Origin of the sequence: Streptomyces flavofungini, from assembly GCF_041028215.1 — a bacterium.
GTDB classification, from domain to species: Bacteria; Actinomycetota; Actinomycetes; order Streptomycetales; family Streptomycetaceae; genus Streptomyces; species Streptomyces flavofungini_B.
In genome coordinates this window covers 1-13377 of record NZ_JASKYR010000156.1, presented here as the reverse complement: position 1 = coordinate 13377, position 13377 = coordinate 1, and the positions used below count along the sequence as shown (strand labels likewise).

General features: G+C 72.6%; 11 protein-coding genes and 1 pseudogene. 5 read left to right on the top strand and 7 right to left on the bottom strand.

All coding sequences use genetic code 11. From position 1 onward, the window contains the following. Positions 1-486 (bottom strand): annotated as a pseudogene (locus tag AB8Z36_RS13585) (glycoside hydrolase); the annotation flags it as partial. A gap of 216 nt (positions 487-702) precedes the next feature. Here AB8Z36_RS13585 and AB8Z36_RS13580 point away from each other — a divergent pair. After that, positions 703-1209, top strand: coding sequence for a hypothetical protein (locus AB8Z36_RS13580; RefSeq protein WP_369213523.1), 507 nt, complete (start codon positions 703-705; stop codon positions 1207-1209). 1 nt (position 1210) lies between these two features. On the opposite strand, the gene AB8Z36_RS13575 is transcribed toward AB8Z36_RS13580, so the two are convergent. The 6 genes from AB8Z36_RS13575 to hutU form a co-directional block, all read right to left on the bottom strand. Then, positions 1211-2212: a small ribosomal subunit Rsm22 family protein gene (locus AB8Z36_RS13575; protein WP_369213522.1), complete on the bottom strand. Its 1002-nt coding sequence runs from the start codon at positions 2210-2212 to the stop codon at positions 1211-1213. 28 nt (positions 2213-2240) lie between these two features. Further along, positions 2241-3428 (bottom strand): serine hydrolase domain-containing protein, encoded by a 1188-nt coding sequence (locus tag AB8Z36_RS13570; protein ID WP_440581911.1) that lies wholly within the window; start codon positions 3426-3428, stop codon positions 2241-2243. Beyond that, positions 3368-4657, bottom strand: coding sequence for a Bcr/CflA family multidrug efflux MFS transporter (locus AB8Z36_RS13565; protein ID WP_369213520.1), 1290 nt, complete (start codon positions 4655-4657; stop codon positions 3368-3370). The genes AB8Z36_RS13570 and AB8Z36_RS13565 overlap by 61 nt, the downstream gene beginning before the upstream one ends. Before the next feature lie 163 nt (positions 4658-4820). Beyond that, positions 4821-6173 (bottom strand): formimidoylglutamate deiminase, encoded by a 1353-nt coding sequence (locus tag AB8Z36_RS13560; protein ID WP_369213526.1) that lies wholly within the window; start codon positions 6171-6173, stop codon positions 4821-4823. Then, positions 6170-7372 (bottom strand): allantoate amidohydrolase, encoded by a 1203-nt coding sequence (locus tag AB8Z36_RS13555; RefSeq protein ID WP_369213525.1) that lies wholly within the window; start codon positions 7370-7372, stop codon positions 6170-6172. Before AB8Z36_RS13555 ends, AB8Z36_RS13560 begins: the two co-directional genes overlap by 4 nt. A gap of 44 nt (positions 7373-7416) precedes the next feature. Then, positions 7417-9075, bottom strand: coding sequence for a urocanate hydratase (gene hutU / locus AB8Z36_RS13550; protein ID WP_369213519.1), 1659 nt, complete (start codon positions 9073-9075; stop codon positions 7417-7419). A 144-nt stretch (positions 9076-9219) separates the two neighbouring features. Here hutU and AB8Z36_RS13545 point away from each other — a divergent pair, with 144 nt between their 5' ends. The 4 genes from AB8Z36_RS13545 to AB8Z36_RS13530 all read left to right on the top strand — a co-directional run. After that, positions 9220-10623, top strand: coding sequence for a diaminopimelate decarboxylase (locus tag AB8Z36_RS13545; protein ID WP_369213518.1), 1404 nt, complete (start codon positions 9220-9222; stop codon positions 10621-10623). A 109-nt stretch (positions 10624-10732) separates the two neighbouring features. Then, the gene (locus AB8Z36_RS13540) at positions 10733-12097 is read left to right on the top strand and encodes an APC family permease (protein WP_369213517.1); all 1365 of its coding nucleotides are present in this window, start codon (positions 10733-10735) and stop codon (positions 12095-12097) included. 208 nt (positions 12098-12305) lie between these two features. Then, positions 12306-12728: a hypothetical protein gene (locus tag AB8Z36_RS13535; protein ID WP_369213516.1), complete on the top strand. Its 423-nt coding sequence runs from the start codon at positions 12306-12308 to the stop codon at positions 12726-12728. 11 nt (positions 12729-12739) lie between these two features. Further along, positions 12740-13377: transcriptional regulator (locus tag AB8Z36_RS13530; protein WP_369213524.1), on the top strand; the 638-nt coding region annotated here is incomplete at its 3' end.

Here is a 13377-nt window from a genome sequence, read left to right as displayed (position 1 = left end):
GGGGTCGCCGACGGGGATGTCCAGGCCCTCGCCGCGCGGCAGTTGCAGCGCGGCGGCGGCGCGGTCGGTGCCGGTGACGGGCCAGCTGACCGAGGTGTCGCAGTGCGCCCGCAGCCGCAGCGCGAGGCGGCCGTGGTCGGTGCGCGCGGTGACGTCGATGCCGCGCTGGGGGTAGCTCCAACGGGCCGCGCCGCCGCCGCGGGTGACCGGGCCCGGCGCGCCGAGGCCGGTGCCGGAGGGGTCGGAGAGGGTGAGGTCACGCCCGTCGCGGGTGCGGGCGCGCACGCCGAGCGAGGCGGTGTCGACATAGGCGGTGCCCCCGCCGACCGCCAACTCGACCCGCTCGCCGCGCGGTTGCTCCGCCCCGGCGGTGAAGGCGTAGGTGGTGGCGCCGGCCGCGGTGAGGGCCAGCGCGACGGAGAGAGCGAGGAAACGGGTCTCGGACCGTTTGCGGGCATGGCCGGGAGAACTGATCTTGGTGGGCATGGGCACCTGGATAGTCACCGCACGTAAGAAGAAGTTAAGAAGTTCACGAAATTGTCCCGACTCCCCTCCTCACGCGCACCACGCGTCCCCCACGTGATACCAAATACGGGCGCACGGCCGTACACACCCATGTGTGCGGACGTGTCACGACAACCAAAAAGTCGGGCCGGGCGGTGTCCTGGCCCAGGGGGAAGAGGTATCAGCGCAGTGAACCGTATGCGCACGTCCGCCGCGATTCTGGCGACCGCGGGGGCCCTGACCGCCGCACAGCTCGGCATGGCGGGGGCCGCGTCCGCGTCGGCGAAGCCGACCGCACGCACCGAATCGGCCGCTCCGAGCGCGGCGCCGCGCAGCTCCGGCTGCCCGATCGACATCATCTACACCTCCCGTTTCCAGATCGACCGGAACGGGTGGGTGACCAACGGGGGCCTGTACTTCGGGCTGAAGAGCAAGAGCACCAAGACCTTCAAGAAGGTCAGCTTCACCGTCACCAACGTCAAGAACATCCGGTTCGGCAAGGCGACGCCGACCGGCGGCAAGGTGACGCGCAGGACGTCGAAGACCGTCACCGTCTACGACAAGAGCCTCGCGCCCAAGGCGAAGCTCGGCGTCAAGGTGCGCACGCACCTGCTGAACACCCGGAACTACCGGGTGAAGTTCTCCGTGCGCGGCAACGGCTGGAGCTGCGCCGTCAACCAGGGCACGTGGGGCGCGGGCTCCTGAGTCACTCCGCGGACCGGGGCGGCCACGCGTCGCCCCAGTCCGTGTCGCGCGCCGCGCGGTAGAGGGGGCCGTGCCGCTTGGTCACGGTCTCCCTGCGCAGCAGCTCCTCGGCCGCGCACAGGTCGAGGAGCACCTGCCCCTTGCGGATCTGCGGGCGGCGCACGACGCGGTTGGCGGGCGGCACGGGGTCGAACCGGGTGGCCGCCACGTAGCTGAACTTCTCGTCCTCGTAGGCGAGCGAACCGCCCTTGACCTGCCGGTGCAGGGACGACCTGCTGACCCGCGCCGAGAAGTGGCACCAGTCCGTGCCGGGCTCGATGGGGCAGGCGGCGCTGTGCGGGCAGGGCGCGGCGATCCGGAAGCCCGCGTCGATCAGGCGGTCCCTGGCCTCGATGATCCTGGCATACCCGTCGGGGGTCCCCGGCTCCACGATGACGACGGCCCGCCCGGCCGCCGCGGCGGCGTCGACGACGGAGCGCCGGTCGCCCTCCGTCAGCTCCTTCAGCACATACGACACGGTGACGAGATCGGCGTCCTCGATCGCGGGTGCGGCCCCGATACGGGCGCGCTGCCACCGTACGGACCTCAACTGCGGTACGGCCGCAACGAGTTCCCGCCCGAGGGCGAGCGCGGGCTCGGCCCAGTCGAGCACGGTGACGGGCCGCTCGCCCCGCCAGGTCTCGGCGACCGCCCAGGTGGCGGCCCCGGTCCCGCCGCCGATGTCCACATGGCTGCCGGGCGCCCACTCCTCTGGCACGGCGTCCGCGAGCGCGCCCAGCGCGGAGCACACGGCCTCGAAGGTCGCGGGCATGCGGTAGGCGGCATAGGCGGCGACGTCCGCCCGGTCCCGCAGGATCGGCGCGTCGGTGGGCGTCTGCCCCCGGTAGCTGGCGATGAGCCGATCGACGGCACGGGCGGCCTGCGTGGGCGGCAGCCCGTCGAGCAGCCCGGCGAGGGCGGCCCGCAGGGCGTCGGCGGGACTGACGGAGATCGGCACGTTCACCCCGGGAGTCTACGGGGGCGCGGGGCCCCTAGCGGTTGGCGGCCCGAGCCAGCCGGGTGGCCGCGCGGGCCCGCGGCCCGCTGTCCAGGGCCCCGCGCCGCGGATGCACCGCGTTGCCCAGAAGCACCAGAAACGTGTCGGTGGCGGGATCGAGGACGAGGGAGGTCCCGGTGAAGCCGGTGTGCCCCGCCGCGCCGCGCCCGGCGAGCTCCCCCATGAACCAGGGCTGGTCGATCCCGAACCCCAGTCCGCTCCCCATCAGCATCAGCTCGACGAAGTCGGGACCGAGGATGCGGGCCCGCCCGTAGGACCCCCCGCAGAGGATCGTCCGGCAGAAGACCGCGAGGTCACGCGCGGTGGAGAAGAGCCCTGCGTGCCCGGCGACGCCGCCGAGGGCCCAGGCGTTCTCGTCGTGGACGACACCCCGCAGCATCCCCCGGTCGGCCTTGGCCCACGGTCTTCGCTGGTCCTCCGTGGCGGCGGCGTCCGGGCGCGGCCCGAAACCGGTGGCCGCCATGCCGAGCGGCCGGGTGATGCCCTCGCGCACGAGGACGTCCAGGGGCCGCCGGGTGAGGCGCTCCAGGATGTGCTGGAGCAGGAGCATGTTCAGGTCGCTGTAGACGTACGCGCCGCTCTCCCCGGACGGCTCCTCCGCGCGCAGCGCCGCGAGCCGGGACGCGTCGTCGGGGCAGTCGTACAGCGGCAGCTCGGGCCGGAACCCGGAGGTGTGGGTGAGCAGCTGCCGCACGGTGACGCCGTGCTCCGCGGCGCCCCGGAACTCCGGGATGTACGCGCCCACCAGCGCGTCGATGCCGAGCGTGCCGCGTTCGAGCTGCTGCACGGCGGCGACGGTGGTGAAGAGCTTGGTGAGCGAGGCGAGGTCGAAGGGCGTGTCCACCCGCACGGGGACCCGCCACTCGCGGGGCAGCTCGACGCCCCGGTCGGTCCCGGGGTCGTACGAGGCGTAGCGCACCGCCCAGCCCGCCGCCTCCTCGGCGGCGATGACGGGGCCTCGGCCGACGATGACGACGGCGCCCGCGCACCAGGGGCGGGGCCCGCGCGTCAGTTCGCGCACCTCGGCGACCAGACGGCCGATCTCGTCCGGGTCGAGGCCCGCGCGCTCGGGGGTACCGGCGCGCAGGAGTCGTGGTGAGCTCAGTGGTCCGCCTCCTCCGTGGGCTTGTGCTGCCAGGGGCGGCACAGTCCCACGAAGCATGCGATGGCCGCCAGCGCGCAGACCAGTTGGACGACGGCCATCGGGACGGCCGTGTCCTCGCCCGCGATGCCCACGAGCGGCGAGGCGACGGCGCCGACGAGGAAGGAGGAGGTGCCGAGGAGCGCGGAGGCGGACCCGGCGGCATGCGGGGTGCGGACGAGGGCGAGCGACTGGGTGTTCGGCATGGCGAGGCCCATCGCCGACATCAGGACGAAGAGTCCTGCGGCGACGGGGAACAGGCCGGGCTCGCCGAAGACACCGGTCGTCATGAGGAGCAGCGCGGCGGCGGCGACGGCGATGGTGGTGAGGCCGAAGGCGAGCACCCTGTTCAGGCTGACGCGGCCGACGAGGACCTTGCCGTTGATCTGGCCGACGACGATCAGGCCGACGGAGTTCACGCCGAACAGGAGGCTGAAGGTCTGCGGCGAGGCACCGTAGATCTCCTGGATCACGAAGGGCGAGGCGGAGATGTACGCGAAGAGCGCGGCGAACGCGAAGCCGCCCGCGATCATGTAGCCGGTGAAGACGCGGTCGGCCAGGAGCGAGCGCATGGTGCGCAGCGCCTCCACGGTGCCGCCGCCGTGCCGTCGCTCCGGGGCGAGGGTCTCGGGCAGGACCCGCCACACCAGGAGGGTCAGGGCGATGCCGACGCCGGTGAGGACGACGAAGATGCCGCGCCAGTCCGTGAAGCGCAGGACCTGTCCGCCGATGAGCGGCGCGACGACCGGGGCCACTCCGGAGATCAGCATCAGGGTGGAGAAGAAGCGGGCCATCTCCACGCCGTCGTACAGGTCGCGGACGATCGCGCGGGCGATGACGATCCCGGCGGCCCCGGCGAGGCCCTGGAGCAGCCGGAAGCCGATGAGCAGCTCGGCGGTGGGGGCGAAGGCGCAGATGGCGGTGGCGAGGATGTAGACGAGCAGGCCGATGAGGAGCGGTCTGCGGCGTCCCCACTTGTCGCTCATCGGGCCCACGACGAGCTGGCCGAGGGCCATGCCCAGGAGGCACGCGGTGAGGGTGAGCTGGACGGTCGCGGCCGGGGAGTGCAGGGCGTCCGTTACCTCGGGGAGGGCCGGGAGGTACATGTCCATCGAGAGCGGGGGGACCGCGGTGAGGCCGCCGAGGACCAGGGTCACCAGGGCTCCGGTGCGGCGGCGGGCGGCGGTGCCTTTGGGCTCCGCCGCCTCGGTTATCCGGTGCTCTTCTGTTGTCTGCCCGCGCTCAGGCATCGCGCCCCTCCCGTTTCTCTTCGTCTGCCCTCCATGGTCGCAGCTGTGGGTGGGTGGTCCTTTCCCCGAKCCCGCCCCTTCCCGAAACTGGGGCTCCGCCCCGGACCCCGCTCCTCGAACGCCGGAGGGGCTGAAGATGTCCAGGACGGGACCGGGGGATGCTTCAGTCTCTCAGCGCCGCGATCGCCTCCGTCAGCGCTGACGCGACGTCGGGAACGAGGACGTGGACCCCGTCCCGTACGACAGAACGGCCCCCCACCAGCACGTCACGGACATCCGCCGCCGTCGCCGCGAAGACGGCCGTCTCGGCGGCAAGCCGAGGAACCGGGCCCGCCGTGCGGACGGAGTCCAGGGCGATCGTCGTCAGGTCGGCGAGGGCGCCCGGCTCGATGACGCCCGCCTCCGGCCAGCCCAGCGCCGCGTGACCGTCCGCCGTCGCCGCCCGGAGCAGGGCCGCCGCCGTCCAGTGGCCCCGCGTACGCGACCGCAGGCGTTCGTTCAGCTCCATGGCCCGCGCCTCCTCAAGGAGGTCGATGACCGCGTGGCTGTCGCTGCCGAGGGAGAGCGGGCTGCCCTCGCGCTGGAGGTCGAGCGCGGGGCCGATGCCGTCCGCGAGGTCGCGTTCCGTCGTCGGACACATGCACGTGCCCGTCGTGGAGCCGCCGAGGAGGCCGATGTCCTCGGGGGTCAGATGGGTGTTGTGGACGCCGGTCGTCCGCGCGCCGAGGACGCCGTGGTCCGCGAGGAGGCGCGTCGGGGTGCAGCCGTGCACGGCGAGGCACGCCTCGTTCTCCGCCGTCTGCTCGGAGAGGTGGACGTGGAGCGGGGCCGCGCGGTCCGCCGCCCACCGCGCCACCGTGCCCAGCTGGGCGGCGGGGACCGCCCGCACCGAGTGGATCGCCGCACCGATCCGGGCGTGGTCGGCGCCCTTGAGGGACGAGACCCGTTCCGCCCACGCCTCCGTCGTACCGTCCGAGAAGCGGAGCTGGTGCCGGTCGGGGGCCTTGCCGCGCCCGGCGCCGAGCAGGCCCGACGCCACGTACGCCGTGTCCAGGAGCGTGATGCGGATGCCCGCGTCCGCCGCCGCCTGGATCAGGGCCTCGCCCATCGCGTTCGGGTCGGCGTACGGGGTGCCGCCGGGGGCGTGGTGCAGGTAGTGGAACTCGCCCACCGCCGTGACACCGGCGAGCGCCATCTCCGCGTACACCGCGCGGGCCAGCGCGTGGTAGGACTCGGGGGTCAGGCGGTCCGCCACCCCGTACATGACCTCACGCCAGGTCCAGAACGTGCCCGAACCGACCTGGACGGTGCCGCGCAGTGCGCGGTGGAAGGCGTGGCTGTGGGCGTTCGCCAGGCCCGGGAGCGTCAGACCGCGCAGGACCGTCGCGCCGGGCGGGGGTGCTTCGAGGTCCCTGCGGACCGATCTGATCCGGCCCGCCTCCACGTCCACCGCCACGCCCGGTTCGACGTGGGTGCCGAGCCAGGCGTGCTCCAGCCAGTACGTGTCCGTCTTCACCTGCACGCCAGCCCTTCCAGTACGTCGGCGAGTGCGTTCACCCCGGCCACGCAGTCGTCCTCGGCGGCGAACTCCGCCGGGGAGTGCGAGACGCCCGTGGGGTTCCGTACGAACAGCATGGCGGTGGGGATGGAGGCGGACAAAATACCCGCGTCGTGTCCCGCGCCCGTGCCGAGGACCGGGACCGGGCGAGCGGCACGGCCGCCGAGGATCACGCCCAGCTCGTCGCGGAGCGCGTGGCCGAACTCGACGACCGGGGTGAAGGACTCCCGTACGACGTCCAGGTCGACGCCGTGCTGGTCGGCGTAGGCGCGGGCCGCCTTCTCGATGCCGGTGACCACCGTGTCCAGGGTGTCCTGGTCGGCGGCGCGGGAGTCGAGCCAGCCGCGCACGAGGGAGGGGATGGCGTTCACACCGTTCGGCTCGACGGAGATCTTGCCGAACGTCGCCACCGCGCCCGCGAGTTCCGCCTCGCGGCGGGCGGCGAGGACCGTCTCCGCGTACGTCAGCATCGGGTCCTTGCGGTCGGCCAGGCGGGTCGTGCCCGCGTGGTTGGCCTCGCCCCGGAAGTCGTAGCGCCAGCGGCCGTGCGGCCAGATGGCGGAGGCGATACCGACGGGGTCGCCGGTGAGGTCCAGGGCCCTGCCCTGTTCCACGTGGAGTTCCACGAAGGCACCGATGCGGGCCAGGCGGTCCGGGTCGGGGCCGATGTTGTACGGGTCGTAGCCCGCCGCCTCCATCGCCTGCGGGAGGGTCACGCCGTCGCCGTCCCGCAGCCTGTGCGCGGCCTCGATCGTGAGCTGGCCCGCCGTCAGGCGCGAGCCCACGCAGGCGAGGCCGAAGCGGGCGCCCTCCTCGTCGGCGAAGTTGGTGATCGCCAGGGGGCGGGCGAACTCCGCGTTCCTCGCGCGGAGTTCGTCCAGGGCCGCGAAGGACGAGACGACGCCCAGGGGGCCGTCGTAGGCGCCGCCGTCGGGGACGGAGTCCAGGTGGGAGCCGGTGACCACGGCGTCGCCCGCCCTGGGGTCGCCGAGCCAGGCCCACTGGTTGCCGTTGCGGTCCAGTTCGTAGGTGAGGCCTCTCGACTCGGCCTGCTGCTTGAACCAGGACCGGCAGTCGGCGTCCGCGCCCGTCCAGGCGTAGCGGCGGTAGCCCCCTGAACGGGCGTCGCGCCCCAGCGGGACGAGGTCCCGCCACATCTCGTGGAACGAGGGGGGCCTTCCGGGCGGCGGTACGCGGTTCGTCACTCCCCCTCCCGCATCGGCACGCGGACCCCGCGGTCCCCGGCGACGGTCTCCGCGATGTCGTACCCGGCGTCCACGTGCCGGATCACGCCCATCCCGGGGTCGTTGGTGAGGACGCGGCGGATCTTCTCGCCCGCGAGCCTGGTGCCGTCGGCGACCGAGACCTGGCCCGCGTGGATCGAGCGGCCCATGCCGACGCCGCCGCCGTGGTGCAGGGAGACCCAGGAGGCGCCGGAGGCGACGTTCACCATGGCGTTCAGGAGGGGCCAGTCGGCGATCGCGTCGGAGCCGTCGAGCATGGCCTCCGTCTCGCGGTACGGGGAGGCGACGGAACCGCAGTCCAGGTGGTCGCGGCCGATCGCGAGGGGGGCCTGGAGCTCGCCGGAGGCGACCATGTCGTTGAAGCGCTCGCCCGCGCGGTCGCGCTCGCCGTAGCCGAGCCAGCAGATGCGGGCGGGCAGGCCCTGGAAGTGGACCCGCTCCCCCGCCATCTTGATCCAGCGGTGCAGCGATTCGTTCTCCGGGAAGAGGTCGAGGATCGCCTTGTCCGTCTTGTGGATGTCCGACGCCTCGCCGGAGAGCGCCGCCCAGCGGAACGGGCCCTTGCCCTCGCAGAAGAGCGGTCGGATGTAGGCCGGGACGAAGCCGGGGAAGGCGAACGCGCGCTCGTAGCCCGCCAGTTGCGCCTCACCGCGGATCGAGTTGCCGTAGTCGAAGACCTCGGCGCCCGCGTCCATGAAGCCGACCATGGCCTCCACGTGCTTGGCCATGGACTCGCGGGCGCGGGCCGTGAAGCCCGCCGGGTCCTTCGCCGCGTACGTCGCCATGTCGTCGAAGTCGACACCGGTCGGCAGATAGGCCAGCGGGTCGTGGGCGGAGGTCTGGTCCGTCACGATGTCGATGGGGGCGCCCTCGGCGAGCATCCGCGGGAGCAGGTCCGCCGCGTTGCCGAGCAGGCCGATGGAGAGGGGCCTGCGCTGGTCGCGGGCCTCGGTGGCGAGCTGGAGGGCATGCTCGAGGGAGTCCGCCCGCACGTCCAGGTACCGGTGCTCGATGCGGCGCTCGATGGCGCGCGGGTCGCAGTCGATACAGATCGCGACGCCGTCGTTCATCGTGACGGCGAGCGGCTGGGCGCCGCCCATGCCGCCGAGACCGGCGGTGAGGGTGATCGTGCCCGCCAGCGTGCCGCCGAACTTCTTCGCGGCCACCGCGGCGAACGTCTCGTAGGTGCCCTGGAGGATGCCCTGCGTGCCGATGTAGATCCAGGAGCCCGCGGTCATCTGGCCGTACATCGTGAGGCCGAGCTGCTCCAGGCGGCGGAACTCCTCCCAGTTCGCCCAGTCGCCGACCAGGTTGGAGTTGGCGATCAGGACGCGCGGCGCCCACTCGTGGGTCTGCATCACGCCGACGGGGCGGCCCGACTGGACCAGCATCGTCTCGTCCTGCTTCAGGGTCTTGAGGGTGCGCACCATCGCGTCGAAGGAGCGCCAGTCGCGGGCCGCCTTGCCGGTGCCGCCGTAGACGACGAGCTTGTCGGGGTGCTCGGCCACCTCGGGGTCGAGGTTGTTCTGGAGCATCCGGAGGGCGGCTTCCTGCTGCCATCCCAGGGCGCTCAGTTCCGTGCCGCGCGGTGCCCGTACGGGGCGGGGTCCTGACATGGGGCGGTGCCTCCTCGCTCATCCAGCTGCAACCTTGTTATTCACATCCTGGAGCGATGAATAGAGCTAGTCAATAGCGAACGATTGCACGAGTACGCCAGCGGGGGCAACGGTCGTGGTGGTTGGCTTGATCGCATGGACCGCATGGATCACACGGGCCCGGGTGAGCACACCGAGCGCCCGGAGCACGAGAACGAGACGCTCGACCTCCGTTCCGGGGCCGCCGCCGCGGGCCGGCGTGACCTCGCCGTCCGTGCCGCCGTCGAACAGGGCATCGTCTCGCCCGCCGCCCCCGTCGCGGGGCTGCTCGACATCACCGGCATCCGCGCGAGCGCCGCCGCCCTGCGGTCCGCCTTCGAGGCGGTCGTCCCCGAGGGCACCCCCGTCCTGCACGCCTTCGCCGTCAAGGCGACGCCGCTCGTGCCGGTCCTGCGGCTGCTGCGCTCGGCGGGGATCGGCGCCGAGGTGGCGAGCCCCGGTGAGCTGGCGATCGCGCGGGCCGCCGGGATCGCGCCGTGCGACACGGTGCTCGACTCGCCCGCCAAGACCCCGGCCGAACTGCGCCAGGCCCTCGCCCTCGGCATCGCCGTCAACGCCGACAACCCCCAGGAACTGGCCCGGGTCGACGCCCTGATCCAGTCCGCGCCCACCTCCTCGCCCATCGGCCTGCGCGTCAATCCGCAGATCGGCGGCGGCTCGATCGGGGCCCTGTCGACCGCGACGGCCACCTCCAAGTTCGGTGTGCCGCTGCGGGACGAGGGCGCGCGGGAGTGGGTGGTCCAGGCGTATCTGGACCGGCCGTGGCTCACGCGGCTGCACGCGCACTCCGGCTCCCAGGGCATGCCCCTGGAGAAGATGGTGCGCGGCGTCGGGGCCACGTACGAACTCGCCGAGGAGATCAACGAACGCGCCGGACGGCGGCAGATCGACACCGTCGACATCGGCGGCGGCCTCGCCGTCAACTTCGGCTCCGACGAGGAGACCCCGACCCACGCCCAGTACGCGCGCCGCCTCAAGGCCCGGGTGCCGGGACTGCTCGACGGGCGGTACGGCCTGGTCACCGAGTTCGGCCGCTCGCTGCTCGCCAAGCACGGCACGCTCCTCGCCCGCGTCGAGTACACCAAGAAGGCGGGCGGCAGGCCCATCGCCGTGACCCACGCGGGCGTGCAGGTGGCGACCAGGACGGTGTACGCGCCCGCGTCGTGGCCGCTGCGGATCGCCGCGTACGACACCGAGGGGCGCCCCAAGGGCGGGAGCACCGTCGGCCAGGACATCGCGGGGCCCGCCTGCTTCGCGGGCGACCTGCTCGCCGAGAACCGGCCGCTGCCGCGGCTCGGTCCCGGCGACCACATCGCGGCCCTGGACACCGGCGCCTACTACTTCGCGCAGCACTACTCGTACAACAGCCTCGTGCGGCCCGGCATCCACGGTTTCACCGCGAACGACGGAGAGGTCCGGTTCGCCGCCGCGCGCGAGCCGCAGACGCTCGACGAGATCGTGGCGGAATCGGGCGGCGGCTCGGAGCGGGACGCGCTCCGGTACCTCTGAGCCCGCCCCGCCGGTCCCGTACCTCTGAGCCTGCTCAACTCGCGGTTAGTGATGTGCATCACGGGCAGATCCCTCCCCAGAGGTTTTCTCGGGCCCGGGGGAGGCACCTGTGACGGCGACCGGCACATCCACCAGCGCACCCGCACCCGCCGAGGACGGTGCGCTGCACCGCGCCATCGGCCCCAAGCTGCTCATACTCTTCGTGATCGGCGACATCCTCGGCACCGGCATCTACGCCACCACCGGCAAGGTCGCGGGCAAGGTCGGCGGCGCGCTCTGGCTGCCGTTCGCGATCGGCTTCGTCGTGGCGATCCTGACGGCCGCCTCGTACGTGGAGCTGGTCGGCAAGTACCCGAAGGCGGCCGGTGCCGCGCTCTACGCCCAGAAGGCGTTCAGGGCGCCCTTCCTCACCTTCATCATCGCGTTCATGGTGATGTGCTCGGGCCTGTCGTCGGCGAGCGCGGCGGCCCGTGCCTTCAGCGGCGACTACCTCGGCGAGCTGACGGGGGACGCGCTGCCGCCGACCCTCGTCGCCATCCTCTTCATCGTGCTCCTCGCCGCGCTCAACCTGCGGGGCGTCTCGGAGTCGGTGAAGGCCAACGTGGTCCTCACCCTCGTCGAGGTCACCGGGCTCGCCATCATCCTCGCCATCGGCGCGTACGCCGTGCTGAGCGGGGACGGCGAGCCCTCGCGGCTGACCGAGTTCGAGACGGGCGGCTCCGGATACGCGCTGATGACCGGCATCCTCGGCGCCACCGCGCTCGGCTTCTTCGCCTTCGTCGGCTTCGAGGACTCGGTGAACATGGCCGAGGAGACCAAGGACCCCGTACGGACCTTCCCGCGGGCGATCTTCATCGGGGTGGCCGTCACCGGGACCATCTACGTGCTCGTGGCGCTGGTCTCGTCCCTGCTCGTCGACAGCGAGACGCTCGAAGGGTCCAGCGGTCCGCTGCTCGAAGTGGTCAAGGCGGGCGGCGTCGACTTCCCGCACAAGCTGTTCGCGCTGATCGCGCTCTTCGCGGTGACCAACTCGGCGCTGATCAACATCATGATGGCCTCGCGGCTCTGCTACGGCATGGCCAACGAGCGCATCCTGCCGCGCGCCATGGGCCGGGTCCTCGCCAACAGGCGTACGCCCGTCGTCGGCATCGTCTTCGTCTCGCTGCTCGCCGTCGGCCTGGTGTCGACGGGGGAGATCGAGGGGCTCGGGGACACCACGGCGTTCCTGCTGCTCTGTGTCTTCGCGGTGGTCAACGTCTCGGTGCTCGTGCTGCGCAAGGACCGCGTCGGGCACAAGCACTTCCGTACGCCGACGGTCCTTCCGGTGCTGGGTGCCGTGACCTCGCTCATCCTCGCGAGCCCGCTCGCCGACCGGCCCGCGGAGGTCTACATCCGCGCCGGGGTGCTGGTCGCCATCGGCATCGCGCTGTGGGCGGTGAACAAGGTGGTACTGAAGGCGCGCGGCGAGGAATGAGCATTTGATTGCCGGATGCGGTCGGGTGTGGACCGTCCCCGGCCGCACAACGCCCCGATCCTGTCGGGGTCGGGCATGTTCCCCTGGAAAGTGCCCATCCGCGTGGAGCCTCCACCGTTCCTGCGTACCTTCCTCACACCGGACGGCAGTCGGCGTCCGGTCGGGTGGTTAGGGGCCACCCGGTTCAACCCTGGGGAAGGGGAGCCGCGTGCCCGGTATCGACGAGTGTCTGCTCGAAGCCATGACACTGCCCGGCGCACGCGGAGCGGCGATCGTCGACTGGACCAGCGGGCTCGCCCTCGGTTCGGTCGGCGATTCCCCGAACGGCGACCACGAGGCGACCGCCGCGGAGACCGCCGAGGTCGCGCGTTCGGCGGCCGAGTACGAGGCGTTCGCCCCCGCGGCCCCCGAGCCGGGGACAGGGACGGGGATGCCGGGGGCGGACCGCAAGGAACTCCCCGTCGAGGACCTCATGGTCACCACCCGGGGCGGGTTCCACCTGATCCGCTTCGTCAAGACGACCTTCGACAGCAGCGTCTTCCTCTACCTCTGGCTCGACCGGCACACCGGCAACCTCGCCCTGGCCCGCATACGCCTGCGTGACCTCTCCGAGCGGCTGGTGCTGGTGTGAACACCGACGCCATGCGGATCACCGCACCCGTCACCTCGCCGATGCTGACGCGCCTGGCGGGCGAGCGGGCGACCGGCGCGCTCCTGCGCGACCAGGGCAGCCTCTACCTCGTCGAGGGCCGTGTCGTGCACGCCGAGAGCCCGGCGGCGCCCGGCATAGACGTCCTGCTCACGGCCGGTGGCGTGCTGCCCGCGCAGGGCTGGCAGGAGGCGCTCTCGCTCGCGGGCACCCGGCACGAGGTCGGGCGGCACCTGGTGGACAGCGGCCGGGTCACCGCGGGCGAGCTGGAGGTCTGCCATCTCGGCGCGCTGTTCGACGCCGCCTTCTTCGTGCTCGGCCCGGCGGGCGGGCCCACCCGGTTCCGCTACGGGGTGGCGCACTGGCTCGGCCGGGTGCGTCCGGTGGCCGTCGAGGCCGTGGAGCGCGAGACGCGGCGGCGCCGGGCACTCCTGGACAGTGTCTGGCCCTGCCCGGAACTCGACACCGCGCCCGTCGTGCCGCGCCCGCCCGCGCCGGGGCAGCGGATCACCGTACGGCAGCGGGCCCTGCTGCGGCTCGCCGACGGCGTCCGTACGCCGACGGCCATCGCCTGGGCCATCGGCCGCCCCACCTTCCACACCCTGATCGAGGTCAGGCGGCTCGCGGCGAC

Coding starts and splice junctions, on each gene's coding strand:
- AB8Z36_RS13580 (WP_369213523.1), top strand. CDS start 703: ATGCGCACGTCCGCCGCGATTCTGGCGACCGCGGGGGCCCTGACCGCC.
- AB8Z36_RS13570 (WP_440581911.1), bottom strand. CDS start 3,428: ATGCTTCGTGGGACTGTGCCGCCCCTGGCAGCACAAGCCCACGGAGGA.
- AB8Z36_RS13565 (WP_369213520.1), bottom strand. CDS start 4,657: ATGCCTGAGCGCGGGCAGACAACAGAAGAGCACCGGATAACCGAGGCG.
- AB8Z36_RS13555 (WP_369213525.1), bottom strand. CDS start 7,372: ATGTGGCGGGACCTCGTCCCGCTGGGGCGCGACGCCCGTTCAGGGGGC.
- hutU (WP_369213519.1), bottom strand. CDS start 9,075: ATGTCAGGACCCCGCCCCGTACGGGCACCGCGCGGCACGGAACTGAGC.
- AB8Z36_RS13545 (WP_369213518.1), top strand. CDS start 9,220: ATGGATCACACGGGCCCGGGTGAGCACACCGAGCGCCCGGAGCACGAG.